The sequence below is a fragment of the Luteibacter sp. NPDC104163 genome, from assembly GCF_055584245.1.
Window position 1 is genome coordinate 1 of record NZ_JBVJMK010000028.1, and the last position, 16,292, is coordinate 16,292.

Sequence of the window (16,292 nt, forward strand, 5' to 3'; positions counted from 1 at the left end):
TGTGTTAAGCATGCCGCCAGCGTTCAATCTGAGCCAGGATCAAACTCTTCACTTAAGTTTTCGACCATCCGAAGATGATCTATCTTTCTGAAGTGCTTAACCCCAACTAGAGAAAAAAACTCATTTCTGGCTTTCTTTCTAGTGGGACACTTGCATTTGGTTTGACATCGTCAACCCATCGCAAGGCGTCCACACAATTCACCTGCGCACACTGTCAAAGATCAACCACTTAGCGGGAACATTTCGTTTTCCGCTTCAGGACATTTCGTCCTGAGTGAGCCGCCCATTCTAGATCATTTTCCGTTTCTGTCAACACCCTCGTGAAACTTTTTTTCGAGGTGGTTGCTAGATCCGAAGACCTTGGACACCGTTCGCGAAGCGCGTTCCGTGTCAGCGGGGAGGCGAATAATACGGGTTTTCGACCGCCCCGCAACCCCTTTTGTGAACTTTTTTTGAAAGCGCCGTTAAATCAGGCGGATACGGGCGAAGTTGCGCTTGCCGACCTGGAGCACGCCCTCGAAACCGGCCGTAAAGACGCGGGTGGCGTCTTCCACTACCTCGCCATCGATACGTACAGCGCGCTCCTTGAGCTTGCGGTTCGCCTCCGAATTGCTCGGCGTGACGCCTGCAGCCGTAAGAAGAGCGGCCAGGCGGAAGCCTTCGGCGGGCGCGGCGATCTCATCCAGCGGAAGCAGGCTGGTATCGCCCTGCCCCGTCACCACGGCATTCCAGCCCGCGATGGCCTGTTCGGCGGCCGCCGCATCATGGAAGCGGGTCGCCAGCTCGCGGGCCAGGCGGAGCTTGGCGTCACGCGGGTTCAGGGTACCGGCGGCCATGTCCGCCTTCATGCGGGCCAGCTCGTCCAGGGAGACATCAAAGCTAAGGAGCTCGAACCAGCGCCACATGAGGTCGTCGCCGATCTTCATGGTCTTGGTGACGATATCGATGGCCGGTTCGCTGATACCTATGTAGTTGCCCAGCGACTTGGACATCTTGTTGACCCCGTCCAGGCCCTCGAGCAACGGCATGGTCAGGACGATCTGCGGCGGCTGGCCGTGGTGCTCCTGCAGGGCGCGGCCCATGAGCAGGTTGAACTTCTGGTCGGTACCGCCGAGCTCGACGTCGCATTCCAGGGCCACGGAGTCGTAGCCCTGCACCAGCGGGTAGAGGAACTCATGGATGGCGATCGGCTGCTCACTCTTATAGCGCTTGGCGAAATCGTCGCGCTCGAGCATGCGGGCCACGGTGTGCTGGGCCGCGAGGCGGATCATGTCCGCGGCGCCCATCTTGCCGAACCACTCTGAATTGAAGCGCAGCTCGGTCTTCTCCCTGTCCAGCACCTTGAAGACCTGCTCGGCGTAGGTCTCGGCGTTGGCCAGCACATCCTCGCGGGTAAGCGGCTTGCGGGTGACGTTCTTGCCCGTGGGGTCGCCGATCATCCCGGTGAAGTCGCCGATCAGGAAGATGACCTGGTGCCCGAGGTCCTGGAACTGCCGCATCTTGTTGAGCAGCACGGTGTGGCCGATATGAAGGTCGGGTGCGGTCGGGTCGAAGCCCGCCTTGATACGCAGCGGGCGCCCGGTCTTGAGGCGTGCCTCGAGGTCTTCCTTCTTGATGATCTCATCGGCTCCGCGCGCGATCAGCGCCAGCGACTGCTCCAGGTCGTTCATGCTTGCTCTCTTCTTTACGTACGTATGTATGGGTTTCGCAACTTCACAAATGTATGTGAAGGACGCGTCGCGGTTAATTGTGCGTTAACAGCGACATGCGATGCAAAGCCTTGATGTGAAAGGCGTTGACGTCTTTTGCACGAGGCCGTTATGGTACGCGACAACACGGGGCGAGCGGATACAAGAAAGACAATGGGTGATGAGATTCGAGGCGCGCAACACAGCGCGCGCAAGCAGGCGATTCGTCGCAAGGCGCAGCGGCGCCACTCCCACTTCTATGACAATCGTGCGGCGCACTGGTCGTTCAGTCGCAACGCGTCGTCGGAACCGCTGAGCTGGTCGCGCGAGCGCTGGATCCTCGCGGGCACCGCGTTCCTGCTTGTCATTCTTTCGGCCCTGGTCATTCCGGCCTGGGCCGGCGCGATGAAGTCGCCGAAGGTCACCTCTGTGACCGCCAGCGCCACCGCGGCCATTCCCGTTGACCGCAATGTCGTGTCGCTCGCCGTGCCGAAGATGGATCCGGCCTCGATCAAGCCGCTCGTCCCGACGGAAGAATGGCAGACCGTGCAGGTGGAAGCCGGCCAGACGCTCGCCGACATCTTCCTTGCGCAGGGCCTCAACATGACCGACCTGCAGCACGTCATCGACGGCGCGGGCGGCACCCGGGTCTTCCACCAGATCAAGCCGGGCCAGGAATTCCAGTTCCTCGTCGGTGCGGACCACGTCCTCAAGGGCGTGCGCTTCGACCAGGATGAAGCGACGATCGCGACGCTGCGCCTCGATGGCGATGCCGCGAAGCTCACCACGCAGGTGCGTGACGTGCAGCGCCGCGAGCACATCGCGCACGGCGTGATCGACAGCTCGCTGTTCGGCGCCGCCTCGAAGGCCGGCATGAGCAACGCGATGGTGTTGAAGCTCGCCGATGCCTTCAAGTACGACATCGACTTCGTGCAGGACCTGCGCGTCGGCGACAGCTTCACCGTCATCTACGACGACGTCTACAGCGATGGCGCCTACCTGCGCGAAGGCGACATCGTCGCCGCCGAGTTCGTGAACCAGGGCAAGCGCTACACCGCGTACCGCTTCAAGAACGCCGACGGCAAGGTCGGTTACTTCAGCGAGGAAGGCCGCCCGCTCGCCGGTTCGTTCCTGCGCATCCCGGTCGACTTCACCCGCATCTCCTCGCAGTTCAGCGCCGGCCGCATGCACCCGATCCTCGGCAAGATGCGTGCACACAAGGGCGTCGACTACGCCGCACCCACCGGCACGCCGATCCACGCCGCGGGTGATGGCGTCGTCAAGTTCCGCGGCTGGATGAATGGCTACGGCAACTTCGTGGTCATCCAGCACAACGGCACCATCAGCACCGCGTACGGCCACATGTCGCGCTTCGCCAACCTGCGCGTCGGCCAGCATGTCAGCCAGGGCACCACCATCGGCTTCGTCGGCATGACCGGCCTCGCCACCGGCCCGCACCTGCACTACGAATTCCGCGTCAACAACGTGCAGCGCGATCCGCAGACCGTGACCCTGCCGAAGCCCGAGCCGCTGCCGGCCTCGCAGATGGCGAAGTTCAAGAAGGAAGTGGTCGGCCCGCAGCTCGCCCGCCTGAACCAGCTCGACAGCAACTACAAGCTGGCCAGCGCGAAGTCCGGTAACGGCGCGAGCGACGACTGACCCGTGCCACATCCTTCCGACGGCCTGTACCTCGGCCTGATCTCGGGTACCAGCGCGGATGGCATCGATGCCGCGCTGGTCCGCTTCACCGACACCCGCCCCGCGCTCGTCGCGGGGCTCGTGCATCCATGGGAAGAAAACCTGCGCCGGCGCATCCTTGCCGTGGCGCAGGATGAAGAGCGGCTGGATCTTGATGGTTACGGCCATCTCGACGTCGCGGTCGGCCAGTCGTTCGCTGCGGCCGCCCTGGCGGTCATGGCCAAAGCCGGCGTCGGCCCGCACGATGTGCGCGCCATTGGCTCGCATGGGCAGACCATTCGCCACCGGCCCGATGGCGACTATCCATTCACCCTGCAGATCGGCGACGCCTCCGTGATCGCCGAGCGCACCCGCGTCGATACCATCGCCGATTTCCGCCGCCCGGATGTCGCCGCGGGCGGCCAGGGCGCCCCGCTGGTTCCCGCGTTCCACGCCACGGTGCTGCGGCCGGATACCGGCGCGCGCGTCGTGCTGAACCTGGGCGGCATCGCCAACGTCACGCGGCTCACGCCGGATGGCAACGTCACCGGGTTCGACACGGGTCCGGCGAATGGCTTGATGGACGCGTGGTGCCTGCGCCACAAGGGCGAAGCGTTCGATCGCGATGGGCGATTCGCCGCGGCGGGCACCGTCGATCCGGACCTGCTGGCGGAATTGCTCGACGACGCCTACTTCCTGCTGCCTCCGCCAAAGAGCACCGGGCGCGAGCATTTCCATCTCGCCTGGCTGGATGCGCATCCGCGCGTCGCGGAGCTCACGCCGGAAGATGTGCAGGCGACGCTACTGGCCTTGAGCGCGGTGTCGATCACCGATGCGGTCCGCTTGCATGCGGCCGACGCCACCGATGTCGTGGCCTGTGGCGGCGGTGTACATAACGCGGCCCTGATGCACGCGCTCGAAAGCCGGCTCGAAGGCCGGGCGCTGCACGCGAGCCACGCCTTCGGCATCGATCCTGACTTCATGGAAGCGATGGGCTTTGCCTGGCTCGCGTTCCGCCGCTTGCGCGGCGAACCCGGGAACCTGCCTGCGGTAACGGGCGCACGGGGCCCGCGATTGCTCGGCGCCCTGTACGCCGCCCCCTGATGAAACGCGCGCTACCGTAGTTCTTCGGTGGCACCACGCTCGTAGGATTTTGCGGCCTCGGTCAATGAGGCGGGCGACGCCTGCGTCAGTGCCGCGAGCGCTTCCTGGAAGGCATGCTGCTCGTCGGCGTCCCACGCGCCCGTGAGGTGCGCGATATCGCCGGGTTCGAGCAACAGCTCGTTGAACACGTCGCCCGGACTCAAGCCGAGCCCGTACCGCAACGCGTGCAGTATTACTTCGTTGATCGACCAGCGGCGTTCACGGGCGAGCTGCTTGATCCGCTCGGCCATCTGCTCGTCGATATGTCGCACCACGATATCCGGCACGTGCGTAACCTCCTTCGCGCATGCCCCCTGTGCCGCGGATCTTACACAGATTCGGGGCGGGGGCGCATATCAGCCGTGCGGTCTATCCCGCCAGCGCGGCCACAAACAGGCAAACAGGATCATCGCGGGCAAGAGCGAGAGCACCGTGATGATGAAGAACATCTGGTAGCCCAGCGCCATGGCGATGCCCCCGGCGAAAAAGCCGAGCACCTTGCCCGGCAGGTTCACCATCGAACTCAGCAACGCGTACTGCGTGGCCGTGTGCTGCTTGTTCACCAGCGACGAGAGGAACGCCACGGTCGGCGGGCCCAGCATCCCCAGGGTGAAGTTCTCGGCCGAGATCACCAGCGTCAGCACCACGATGTCCCCCGGGTGCTGGATCAGGAACAGGTAAAGGAGGTTGCTGGCCCCGCAGATCACGATCGCGGCGCCCAGGGGGCGCCATGCGCCCCAGCGTGCCACGAGTGCGCCGCCGAAAAAGGTGCCGGCGATCCCAATCCAGATGCCCCAGATCTTCGTCACCGTGGCGATCTGCGTTTTCTCGAAGCCCATGTCGCGGTAGAACGGGCTCATCACGCCACCGATGGTCGCTTGCTCGGGGATCTTGAACAGGAGCAGGAAGGCCATGGTCGTGAGCGCCAGGGCCCAGCCGTAACGTCGGAAGAAATCCGCGAAGGGCTCGACGAGGCTTTCGCGCATGGCGGCCGCCCAGCCGCGCGGCGTCGCGCGCACGACTTCCGGCTCGGGCGCCAACAGGGTCGTGGCGACGGGGATCACCATCGTCGCCGCCATGGTCAGGTACACGGCGGGCCAGGGCGCGTGGTCGGCCATGATCAGCGCCAGCGCGCCGGCGGTGAGCAGCCCGATGCGATACCCCAGCGCATACGTAGCGACGAGCGCGCCCTGTGATTCCACCGGCGCGATCTCGATGCGGTACGCATCGACCGCGATGTCCTGCGTGGCACCAAAGAACGCCACGACGAGGGTCGCGGCGACAAACAGCGGGAGGCTTGAAGGCGTCAGCACGGCCATGGCCACCAGGCCCGCCGTGACGCAAAGCTGTGAGAACAGCAGCCAGCCACGGCGCAGGCCAAGTCGCCGGAACAGCGGCAACTGCCAGTGATCGAGCAGTGGCGCCCACACGAACTTGAACGCGTAGGTCATGCCCGCGCTGGCGATCATCGTGATGTCTTTCAGGATGATGCCGTTCTCTTTCAGCCAGTAGGCCAGCGTACCCGCCACCAGCAGGAACGGCAGGCCGGAGGAGAACCCGAGGAACGCCATGGTCCATGCCGAAGGCTGCGTGAAGGCCTTCCAGATCGATGGCCGGGCGTTCCCCACGGGCCGCTCCGACTCAGTCGGCATAGTCGACCGTGAACGGCGCATGGTCCGAGAAGCGCTCATCCCGGTAGATCGAGCAATCGCGCAGGCGGTCGCGCAGGCCCGGCGTGACGATCTGGTAATCGATGCGCCAACCCACGTTGTTCGCGCGGGCCTGGCCACGGTTACTCCACCAGGTGTATTCCACCGCATCGGGCTTGATCGCGCGGAAGCTGTCCACCCAGCCGATCTCCTTGAACAGCAGGTCGAGCCACGCGCGCTCGTCGGGCAGGCAGCCGGAGTTCTTCTGGTTCGAGCTCCAGTTCTTGATGTCGTCCTTCGTGTGGACGATGTTCCAGTCGCCGCACAGCACGTATTCGCGGCCGCTCGCGGCCCACTCGCGGAAGATCGGCGTCAGCCACTCCATGATCCGGAACTTGTACTGCTGCCGTTCGTCGCCGGAGGAGCCCGAGGGGATATAGAACGACACGACGCTCAGGTTGCCGTAGCGCGCCTCGATATAGCGGCCCTCGCAATCGAAATCCTCGCGGCCCAGCGACGTGCGGATTTCATCCGGCTCACGCTTTGAATAGATGGCGACGCCGCTGTAACCCTTCTTGCTCCGCGCGTCGTGGTAGAAGCAGTGGTGCCCGTCGGGGCGGAACATCGGGTCGGTCAGCTGCGCCTCCTGCGCCTTGGTTTCCTGCAGGCAGACCACGTCGGCATCCTGCTTGCGAAGCCACTCGAACACGCCCTTGGTGGCGGCGGAGCGGATGCCATTGGCGTTCAGGGAGATGATGCGCATGGGGCCTCGGATCGATAAGCGATACGCCCATGATAGCAACCGGGGCGTGCCCGGGCGGCGCGCGGTACCATGGCGGCCTTTGCTTACAACGGGAACCCACGGCCGTGCACGATTACCAGCGCGAATTCATCGAGCTCACGCTCGCCCGCGATGTCCTCCGCTTCGGCGAGTTCACCCTGAAGTCCGGCCGCACGAGCCCTTACTTCTTCAACATGGGCCGGATCGATTCCGGGGCCGCGCTCGCGCGGCTGGGCCGCTCCTACGCCGCCGCGGCCATCCGCTCCGGGGTCGCCTTCGACATGCTGTTTGGCCCGGCCTACAAGGGCATCGCCCTGGCGGCCGCCACCGCCATCGCGCTGGCCGATACGCAGGACCGGGACGTGCTGTGGGCCTATAACCGCAAGGAGGCCAAGGACCATGGCGAGGGCGGCACCCTGGTGGGCGCACCGCTGAAGGGCCGCGTGCTGATCGTCGATGACGTGATGACCGCCGGCACCGCCGTGCGCGAGTCGCTCGAACTCATCCGCGCCCAGGGCGCGGAGCCCGCCGGCGTACTCATCGCCCTTGATCGCCAGGAGCGCGGCCAGGGCGAGCTTTCCGCCGCCCAGGAAGTCGCGGCGCAGTTCGGCATCCCGGTGATCGCCATCGCCAGCCTTGCCGATGTGCTCACGTATGCCGGCGAACGCCCTGAACTGGCCAGCGAGCACGGCCGCCTCGTCGCCTACCGAGCGGAATACGGCGTGAAGGGCTGAGCAAACCCACGACCGCGTCACGCCGTGGCGTGACGCGGTTGCCGATCATGCGCCGAACGAGGGGCACGGCTGGCTATACTCCCCCGACAGGAGGGGATACCGATGCGAGCAGTGCGTTACATCCTGGCGGGAGCGGTGCTGGTCATGGCCAGCTCGGCCGTCGATGCCCAGAAGAATGACAAGAACAACAACGGCTACCGATACCGCTGGAAAGATGCGTCCGGCCAATCGTACTTCAGCGACAGCCTGACCTCCGAAGCGATGAAGGCGGGCTACGACGTCGTCAACAGCCGGGGCATGGTCGTCCAGCACGTCAATCGCCAGCTGACCCCCGACGAACGCGCCGCTGCGAAGAAGCTCGCCGACCAGCAGGCGGCCGCCCAGGCGATCATCGACCAGCGCAAGCGCGATGACGCGCAGATGCTTAGCGCCTACCCGACGGAACAGGCGTTCACGGCCTCGCAGCAATCGCAGGTGGATAACTACCAGCAGGCCGTGAGGACCACGCAGCTGAACCTGCAGGGCCAGGAAAAGACCCTGGCCGACCTGCTGACGCGCGCGGGCGACCTGGAGCGCGCGAAGCAGCCGGTGCCGCCATACCTGACGACCCGCATTGGCGAGCAACGCAATACCGTTGCCGGCCTGCGCACGACGCTGCAGCGCCAGCAGGCCGCGGAAGCCACGGCGAAGACCAACATGGCCGCGGAAATCCAGCGCTATCGCCAGCTCCGCGCGGCCAACCCGAACGGCGGCTGATCGGCCGCCGCTCCCCGCCTCAGAACGGCAGCGGCAGCTTCGCCTCCACGGCGTGCAGTTGCTGCCGGAAGGCCTGCTTCACGCGCTCGAGCGCCCTGGTGCTATCCGCGTCGAAGCGGAACACCAGCGCAGGCGAGGTATTGGATGCACGGACAAGGCCCCAGCCATCGGGCCAGTCGGCACGCACGCCATCCAGCGTGGTGAGGCGTGCGTCCTCGAACACCGCCTTCGCGCGGAAGGCTTCCATGAAGCGCGCGGGCACACCCTCGGGTAGCGGCAAGCGGATCTCCGGCGTGGAGACGCTCTTGGGCAGGGCATCGAAAATCTCGCTCGGCGCGCGCTCCTCGATATCACCGGCGAGAATCTCCAGCAGGCGCGCTGCCGCGTAAACCCCGTCGTCGAAACCGTACCAGCGGTTGTTGTCGGCGAAGAAGAAATGGCCGCTCATCTCGCCCGCCAGGGCCGCCCCCGTTTCCCGCATCTTCGCCTTGATCAGCGAATGACCGGTGCGCCACATCATGGGCACGCCCGCGGCATCCTGGATCACGCGGCGCAGGTGGCCCGTGCACTTCACGTCGTAGATCACCGTGGCGCCCGGGTTACGCGCCAGCACATCCTGCGCGTAGAGCATCAGCAGTCGATCAGGGAAGATGATCTCGCCACCCGGCGTCACGACGCCGAGGCGGTCGCCATCGCCATCGAACGCGATACCCAGGTCCGCGCCGATCGTATGCACCGCGGCGATCAGGTCGCCCAGGTTGTGCGGATCGGACGGGTCGGGGTGATGGTTGGGGAAGCGGCCATCGATGTCGCAGTACAGCGGCACCACCTCGCAGCCGATCTCCTCGAGCACGCGCGGCGCCACTTCACCTGCGGCGCCATTGCCCGCGTCTACCACGACTTTCAGGCGGCGCTGGGTGGAAACATCATCAGCCACGCGGTTGACGTAAGCATCCGCGACCGACTGCTCACGCCAGCTGCCGTGGCCGCCCGTCGGCAGGCCGCCAGCGCTGATCCGGCGGTAGAGGTCGGCGATGGCGTCTTCCGCCAGGGTCTCGCCACCGATGACGACCTTGAAACCGTTGTGGTCCGGCGGGTTGTGGCTACCGGTGACCGCTACGCCACAGCCCGTGCCGAGCTGGAAGCAGGCGAAATAAACCAGCGGCGTGGGCACCACGCCAAGGTCCACCACGTCGATGCCGGCGTCACGCAGGCCCTCGCTGAGGGCCGCTGCAAGCTCGGGCCCGGAGAGGCGCCCGTCACGCCCGACCACGATCTCGCGCAGGTCACGCTCGAGCATGACCGCGCCGATCGCCTGGCCGACCTGCCGTGCCACATCGGCCGTGAGCGTGCTTCCGACCACGCCGCGGATGTCGTAGGCACGGAAGATCGCCGGGTCGACAGCGGCGGGCGCCGCCGCGGGGCCAGGCGCCGGCGCGGCACGCGAGGCGGGCATAGCCCGCTCCGCAGCGGCATCGCCGACGGCGGGTGAAGGCGGAAGGCGGGGCTTGCGCTTCACGTCCGCCACCAGGATCTCCTCTTCTTCCTGCGGCGCCTCGACGACCGGAGCCGGCCGGCTGCGCGCCCACAGCAGGAAGGCGCCCCCGCCCAGCCCGATGAGCGCGAGCAAAGCGGCCAGCACTTCGGAATGCGGGATGATGATGAACGCCCGCGGCATCGCGGCAAAGACGTAAAGCGCCGTGCCAGCGATGCGCTGCCCGGTCGGCCCCAGGTCTCCACTCCGGCTGCCATGGGCGATCAAGCTGAGGCTATCCGGCCCGTCACCCTGGCGCAGTTCCAGCCGGCCGGCATGCGGCGAGATGCTTGAGAACCGCGTGGCCATGCCGTCAAACGGATATTCCAGCCAGACCCATGCGCGCACGGCGCCACCGGCCTGGATCGGCTCGACGACGCTCAGCTGTCGCTTGCCGTTCGCGGACTGGGTGCTCGCCGACGGTGCCTCGGTGGCACCAAGCGCGGCCATCAGCTGGGCGGCCTTGGCATAGCCAAACTCGCGGTAGTTGGCGCGGACCACTTCGTCCATGCCCGGGCTGAAGACTTCCACCGCCAGGGTCGTGGGCAGCAGGCTGTGCAGGCGCGCCGCAGCGGCGGCATGGTCGTCGATGCCGGCCAATACGGCCGGGTCGGCCAGCGCCACCTGGAGCTGCTTGCGCAGGTTCGCGTACTCGCCAGAGAGCTCGCGCACGGCCTCGGCCTGCGCAGAACGCACCTCGGCGGCCGCATTTTCCTCATCGGCGATCAGCCATGCCTGCCAGGCACAGAACGCACCCGCGACGATGAGCACGGTGGCGCCCACCAGCGTGAGCAACCGCCGACCATCGACGCGAGGCCCCCGCCCCACCCCTCCCGCTATCCGAGCCATGTTGCCCCTTACCCTTCCGGAGTATCAGTTGACGCCGGTGGAACCAAACCCGCCCTCGCCGCGGCGTGACGGTGCAAAGCCGTCGACGACGCGCAGGCGCGCCCGCCCGACCGGCACGAGCAATAATTGCGCAATCCGGTCCCCCGGCGCGATGGTCAAATCGGCACTTCCGCGATTCCATGCCGAAATCATCAGCGGGCCCTGGTAGTCCGCATCGATCACGCCCACCAGATTGCCCATGACCAGGCCCTGCTTATGGCCGAGGCCGGAGCGGGGAACGATCAGGGCGCACCAGGCCGGGTCGCCAATATGGATGGCCATGCCCGTCGGCACCAGCACGCTTTCGCCCGGCTTCAGGGTGATCGGCGCTTCCACGGCGGCGCGCAGGTCCATGCCCGCGCTGCCGTCGGTCGCCGGCTCCGGCAGGGGGATGCTGTCGCCCAGCCGGGCGTCGAGCACCTTCAGTTCAATATCGATCAAGACTGGGATCCATGGTTTGCGAGGAATCGTTCGGCGATGCGGGCGACCAGCTGCCACGCAAGCTCGGTCTTGGCGGCCCGGGGCAGCGCGGCATCGCCGCCGGCCCAGAACAGGTGCAACGCATTGTCGGCCACTTCGAAGCCGCGCCCGCCGCCCACTTCATTGGCTGCGATCATGTCGAGGCCCTTGCGCGCCAGCTTGTCGCGCGCATACGTCGCCACATCGCGGGTTTCCGCCGCGAAGCCGACGAGGAAGGGACGCCGGGGCTGGGCCGCCAGCGTGCCGATGATGTCGGGGTTTTCGGCCAGCTCAAGGCGTAGCGGTTCACCGCCCGCCTTCTTCAGCTTGTGGTCGGCGATATCCGCCGGGCGGTAATCGCCCACGGCCGCCGCGCCCACGTAGATATCCGCGCCGTCGCTGGCCTTGAGCACGGCCTCGTGCATCTGCCGTGCGCTGCGCACGTCGATCCGCTGCACACCGTGCGGGGTTGGCAGCGACACGGGGCCGGCCACCAGGGTCACCTCGGCACCCGCCTCGCGGGCAGCGGCTGCCACGGCAAAGCCCATGCGGCCCGAGCTGCGGTTGCCGATGAAGCGCACCGGGTCGATGTCTTCATAGGTCGGCCCCGCGCTGACGACGACGCGCCGGCCGCGGAGGGGCTGCTCGCCGAACGAGGCCACGAGGATGTCGCGCAGTTCGTGCGGCTCGAGCATGCGGCCCGAACCGATATCGCCACAGGCCTGGTCACCATCCGCCGGGCCGAGCACCTGCACGCCACGGACGCGCAACGTGCCGACGTTGGCCTGCACGGCCAGGTTCGCCCACATCTGCTGGTTCATCGCGGGCGCGACGTAAACCGGCGCGGCGGTGGCCAGCACCACCGTGGAGAGCAGGTCGTTGGCGAAACCATGGGCGAGGCGCGCGATCGTATCCGCGCTGGCCGGGGCGACCAGCACCCGCTCGGCCCACTTCGCCAGTTCGATATGGCCCATGGCCGCTTCGCCCGCCTCATCCCACAGGCTCACGCGCACGGGCTGGCCCGAAAGCGCCTGGAACGTGGTCGGGGTGACGAAGTGGGTGGCGCCCTCGGTCATCACGATGCGTACCTCCGCCTCGAGATCGCGCAGGCGCCGGACAAGCTCACAGATCTTGTAGGCGGCGATGCCACCCGTGACGCCGATCAGGATGCGACGCTGGCGAAGAATCATGGCGGAACTTGGCGTAGCGACGGGACGGGTTAGCTTAACGGATTTCACCCACACAACCCCGCGGCCGCGGATTCAGCGTTTTTCAGAATGCTTCCATCGCCAGGCGCCCACGCCCGAACGTAATTTGGAGGGCCCGCCATGGAAGCGTCCGATGCCCCGCCGCCGCCCTAACCCAAAGCCCGCCCGGGACGCTTCGGCGTCCGATACCGCCTCGTCCCAGCCGATCCATGCCTGGCCCGTGCGCGAACGCCCCCGCGAACGCCTGCTGCTGCAGGGCGCCCCTGCCTTGTCCGATGCCGAACTCGTGGCCGTACTCCTCGGCAATGGCATCCCTGGTGCCGATGCCGTCTCCACCGGCCGGGCGCTGCTCGCCCACGCCGGCAGTGTCGGCAAGCTGCTGGCCGGCGTGGCCGAGCTGCCGCACGTGCCCGGGGTGGGGCCCGTCAAACGGGCCCGGCTCATCGCCGCCCTCGAACTCGCGCGGCGGTCGCTCGGCGAGGGCATGGTCGCGCTCCCCTGCATCAGCTCCATCGAAGATGCGTTCGCTTTCCTCAAGGTCCAGCTGGCCCACCTCAGGCACGAGGTCATCGGCTGCATATTCCTGGACAACCGCAACCGGGTGATCTGCTTCGAGATCCTGTCCAGCGGCACGATCAACGAAGCGCCCCTCTACCCGCGGGAGCTGGTCCGGGCCTGCCTGCGCAACCACGCCTGCGGCGTCATCCTGGTCCATAACCACCCTTCGGGCGACGCCACGCCCAGCGCCGAGGACCGCGAGCTGACCGTCGCGATGCGCGATGCGCTGGATTTGCTGGATGTGCGCCTGCTGGACCACGTGGTGGTCGGCGCGGGGGTCCCGGTGTCGATGGCCAACCGGGGCCTTATCTAGGCGCAAAAAAATGACGGCGCGAGTGCCGCTCGCGCCGTCATGGGTCACCTGTCGAGGGAGGGGCTTCGATAACCCGTCGTGCCATGGGCCGGGGAGACACCGGGCACGAAGAAAAGTGTGACAGCGGCCAATGACAACGCCGTGACGTGCCGCTTTCGCGCGGATGGCGGGCTTGCATTATTCGACTTATGCACATCGGCGCTTTTTTTCAGTTGGCGGTCACAGCTGTTGTCCCGGCGCAGGTCAGGCATATAACTGCATGATTCAATGGACTTTAGCTTGTTACGCATCGATGTCACGAATCGCGAAGACCCTTGCTGGGCCGGCCCTCGCGCTATTGCCCACAGAGTTATCCACAGGCTGCCCGGACGCATACCGCGGACCCCGCGCCCGGCCGGCGGAGCCCTTTCTGCTAGGATTACCGGTTCCATCTCCGTGTCGCGAAGCCCGTGAAACAAGAGCTCAAACAACTCGTCCTGCAGGCCATCGGCGCGCTGCGGGAGTCCGGCAAGCTGCCGTCCGATTTCGTCGCCCCGGTGTTCGTCATCGAGCGTACGCGCAGCCGCGAGCACGGCGATTTCGCGACCAACGCGGCGATGATGATGGCCAAGGCCGCCGGCCGTAAGCCGCGCGACATCGCGACCGACCTGGTCGAGGCCCTGCCGGCCTCCCCGCTGGTCGGCAAGGTCGAGATCGCCGGCCCGGGCTTCATCAACTTCTTCCTCGCCCCGGCGGCGTTCCACGCCGAGATCGAGCGCGCCCTGGCGGAAACCTCCACCTACGGCCACAACCGCGATGGCGGCGGCCGCACCGCGGGCGTCGAGTACGTCTCGGCCAACCCCACCGGCCCGCTGCATGTCGGCCACGGCCGCGCGGCGGCCATCGGCGACAGCATCAGCCGCCTGCTGGAGGCCACCGGTTACAAGGTGGCCCGCGAGTTCTACTACAACGACGCCGGCGTGCAGATCGCCAACCTGGCCCTGTCCACCCAGTGCCGGGCCCGCGGCATCGGCCCCGATGACGCGGGCTGGCCGGAATCCGGCTACCGCGGCGACTACATCGCCGACGTGGCCCGCGCCTTCCTCGCGAAGGAATCCGTGGAGGCCGACGGCGAGGTGGTCGTTGCCACGGGCGATGCCGACAACCTCGACGACGTCCGCCGCTTCGCGGTCGCCTACCTGCGCCATGAGCAGGACCTGGACCTGAAGGCCTTCGGCGTCAGCTTCGATGTCTACTACCTCGAGTCCTCGCTCTACAGCGAAGGCAAGGTGGACGAAACCGTGCGCGAGCTGGTCGCCCACGGCCACACCTATGAGGAAGGCGGCGCGTTGTGGCTGCGCTCCACCGATTTCGGTGACGACAAGGACCGCGTCATGCGCAAGTCCGACGGCACCTATACGTACTTCCTGCCCGACGTCGCCTACCACCGCACCAAGTGGCAGCGCGGCTACGAGCGCGCCATCACCGAGCTGGGCAGCGACCACCACGGTTCGCTGGCCCGCGTGAAGGCCGGCCTGCAGGCGCTCGATGCCGGCATCCCGAAGAACTGGCCGGAATACGTGCTGCACCAGATGGTCACCGTGATGAAGGGCGGCGAGGAGGTGAAGATCTCCAAGCGCGCCGGTTCGTACGTGACCCTGCGCGACCTGATCGACGAAGTGGGCCGCGATGCGACCCGTTACTTCCTGATCGCGCGCAAGGCGGATTCGCAGCTGGTCTTCGATATCGACCTGGCCCGCTCGCAGACCAACGACAACCCGGTGTACTACATCCAGTACGCCCACGCCCGCGCTTGCCGCGTCTTCCGCGAACTCGCGGATCGCGGGCTCAGCACGAGCCGCGCCAACGGCATCGCGAAGCTGCCCATGCTCGATACCGAACACGAGCAGGCGCTCATGTTCGAACTGTCGCGCTACCCGGAAGTGGTCGAAGCCGCCGGCATCAATCTGGAACCGCACCTGATCGCGCAATACCTGCGCGAACTCGCGGGCGCGCTGCACAGTTACTATCACGAGCACAAATGGATCGTTGACGACGCCGACCAGCGCGACGCCCGCCTCACCCTGGTGGCCGCGACGCAGCAGGTCCTTCGCAACGGCCTCGACCTGCTGGGCATCAGCGCCCCGGAGAGCATGTAATGGCGACACGCAAGAAGGGCAAAGGCCGCCAGGCGGTCCGCAACAGTTCCGGCGGCATGCCGGGCTGGGGCTGGGCGCTCATCGGCATCCTTGCCGGTGCCCTGCTCATGGCCTTCGCCATGAAGGGCAGCTTCATGCCCATGAAGAAGGAAGGCCCCGAGGCGAACCCGCAGGCCACGGCGCAGAAGGGTAGCGAGCCGGGCGTGGCCGACCAGGCCCAGCCGGAGAAGGCGGACAAGGACAAGCCGCGCAAGCCCTCGTACGATTTCTACTCGGTGCTTTCCGAGAAGGAAGTGCGGATCCCGGATGCCGAGATCCACGCGCAGGCCAAGGCCGAGGCGCAGCAGAGCCAGCAACAGCAGGCGGCCGCGCAGCAGCAGGCGCAGGCTGCCCAGCAGGCCCAGGCCGCCGCGGCCCAGCAGAAGCAGCAGGTCGAAGCTGCCGCCGCCAACCTGCCGAAGGCCACGACGCAGACGGTGACGGCCACGCCGTCCCAGGCGCCGGCGGCAGCCCCGTCGGGCGGCAACGGTTACCTCCTGCAGGTCGGCGCGTTCCCGAGCGCCGCGGATGCCGAAGCGCTCAAGGCCAAGCTGGCCCTGCAGGGCTTCATCGCCAACGTGCAGCCGGTGAAGGTCGGCGCGCAGACGTACAACCGCGTGCGCCTCGGGCCGTTCAAGTCGGCCACCGAACTGGAAAGCACGCAGCAGCGGCTGCAGTCGGCGGGCATCAAGGCCATCGCGCTGAAAGAAGGCAGCTAAGCCCTCCG

14 protein-coding genes are annotated in these 16,292 nt (G+C 66.6%); 7 read left to right on the forward strand and 7 right to left on the reverse strand.

The window, feature by feature from the left end; all coding sequences use genetic code 11:
* Window positions 1–464: 464 nt before the first annotated feature.
* Window positions 465–1,670, reverse strand: a complete 1,206-nt coding sequence (tyrS, locus tag ACZ6YI_RS20930) for a tyrosine--tRNA ligase (RefSeq protein ID WP_465780310.1) — start codon at window positions 1,668–1,670, stop codon at window positions 465–467.
* Window positions 1,671–1,862: 192 nt separating this feature from the next.
* On the opposite strand from tyrS, the gene ACZ6YI_RS20935 reads away from it, so the two are divergent.
* Together ACZ6YI_RS20935 and ACZ6YI_RS20940 are read left to right on the forward strand one after the other, a co-directional pair.
* Complete coding sequence (locus tag ACZ6YI_RS20935) at window positions 1,863–3,347, forward strand: OapA family protein (RefSeq protein ID WP_465780311.1); 1,485 nt, start codon at window positions 1,863–1,865, stop codon at window positions 3,345–3,347.
* A gap of 3 nt (window positions 3,348–3,350) precedes the next feature.
* Window positions 3,351–4,469, forward strand: coding sequence for an anhydro-N-acetylmuramic acid kinase (locus tag ACZ6YI_RS20940; protein ID WP_465780312.1), 1,119 nt, complete (start codon window positions 3,351–3,353; stop codon window positions 4,467–4,469).
* A gap of 11 nt (window positions 4,470–4,480) precedes the next feature.
* Here the strand turns inward: ACZ6YI_RS20940 and ACZ6YI_RS20945 are convergent, their stop codons facing one another.
* The 3 genes from ACZ6YI_RS20945 to ACZ6YI_RS20955 all read right to left on the reverse strand — a co-directional run bounded on the left by ACZ6YI_RS20945 (window position 4,481) and on the right by ACZ6YI_RS20955 (window position 6,920).
* On the reverse strand, window positions 4,481–4,795 hold the full coding sequence (locus ACZ6YI_RS20945; RefSeq protein WP_440329595.1) for a hypothetical protein: 315 nt from the start codon (window positions 4,793–4,795) through the stop codon (window positions 4,481–4,483).
* Between the two features lie 69 nt (window positions 4,796–4,864).
* Window positions 4,865–6,136, reverse strand: coding sequence for an AmpG family muropeptide MFS transporter (locus ACZ6YI_RS20950; protein WP_465780313.1), 1,272 nt, complete (start codon window positions 6,134–6,136; stop codon window positions 4,865–4,867).
* Window positions 6,137–6,149: 13 nt separating this feature from the next.
* On the reverse strand, window positions 6,150–6,920 hold the full coding sequence (locus tag ACZ6YI_RS20955) for an exodeoxyribonuclease III (protein ID WP_465780314.1): 771 nt from the start codon (window positions 6,918–6,920) through the stop codon (window positions 6,150–6,152).
* A 104-nt stretch (window positions 6,921–7,024) separates the two neighbouring features.
* Between ACZ6YI_RS20955 and pyrE the strand changes: the two genes are divergently transcribed.
* Both pyrE and ACZ6YI_RS20965 read left to right on the forward strand, forming a co-directional pair.
* Window positions 7,025–7,672, forward strand: a complete 648-nt coding sequence (gene pyrE, locus ACZ6YI_RS20960) for an orotate phosphoribosyltransferase (protein WP_465780315.1) — start codon at window positions 7,025–7,027, stop codon at window positions 7,670–7,672.
* Window positions 7,673–7,774: 102 nt separating this feature from the next.
* Window positions 7,775–8,428: a DUF4124 domain-containing protein gene (locus ACZ6YI_RS20965; protein WP_465780316.1), complete on the forward strand. Its 654-nt coding sequence runs from the start codon at window positions 7,775–7,777 to the stop codon at window positions 8,426–8,428.
* A 19-nt stretch (window positions 8,429–8,447) separates the two neighbouring features.
* Here ACZ6YI_RS20965 and ACZ6YI_RS20970 read toward each other — a convergent pair whose 3' ends face one another.
* The 3 genes from ACZ6YI_RS20970 to coaBC are packed head-to-tail and all read right to left on the reverse strand — an operon-like array spanning window position 8,448 to window position 12,499.
* On the reverse strand, window positions 8,448–10,811 hold the full coding sequence (locus tag ACZ6YI_RS20970) for a phosphomannomutase/phosphoglucomutase (RefSeq protein ID WP_465780317.1): 2,364 nt from the start codon (window positions 10,809–10,811) through the stop codon (window positions 8,448–8,450).
* Window positions 10,812–10,835: 24 nt separating this feature from the next.
* Window positions 10,836–11,291: a dUTP diphosphatase gene (dut, locus tag ACZ6YI_RS20975; RefSeq protein ID WP_465780318.1), complete on the reverse strand. Its 456-nt coding sequence runs from the start codon at window positions 11,289–11,291 to the stop codon at window positions 10,836–10,838.
* On the reverse strand, window positions 11,288–12,499 hold the full coding sequence (gene coaBC, locus ACZ6YI_RS20980; protein WP_465780319.1) for a bifunctional phosphopantothenoylcysteine decarboxylase/phosphopantothenate--cysteine ligase CoaBC: 1,212 nt from the start codon (window positions 12,497–12,499) through the stop codon (window positions 11,288–11,290). The genes dut and coaBC overlap by 4 nt, the downstream gene beginning before the upstream one ends.
* 151 nt (window positions 12,500–12,650) lie before the next feature.
* Between coaBC and radC the strand changes: the two genes are divergently transcribed.
* The 3 genes from radC (at window position 12,651) to ACZ6YI_RS20995 (ending at window position 16,284) form a co-directional block, all read left to right on the forward strand.
* A complete protein-coding gene (radC, locus tag ACZ6YI_RS20985) occupies window positions 12,651–13,388 on the forward strand; it encodes a RadC family protein (RefSeq protein WP_465780320.1) in 738 nt (245 codons plus the stop codon).
* Window positions 13,389–13,837: 449 nt separating this feature from the next.
* Window positions 13,838–15,526, forward strand: a complete 1,689-nt coding sequence (gene argS, locus ACZ6YI_RS20990) for an arginine--tRNA ligase (RefSeq protein ID WP_465780321.1) — start codon at window positions 13,838–13,840, stop codon at window positions 15,524–15,526.
* Window positions 15,526–16,284: an SPOR domain-containing protein gene (locus ACZ6YI_RS20995; RefSeq protein WP_465780322.1), complete on the forward strand. Its 759-nt coding sequence runs from the start codon at window positions 15,526–15,528 to the stop codon at window positions 16,282–16,284. Before argS ends, ACZ6YI_RS20995 begins: the two co-directional genes overlap by 1 nt.
* The last annotated feature ends 8 nt before the right edge of the window (window positions 16,285–16,292 follow it).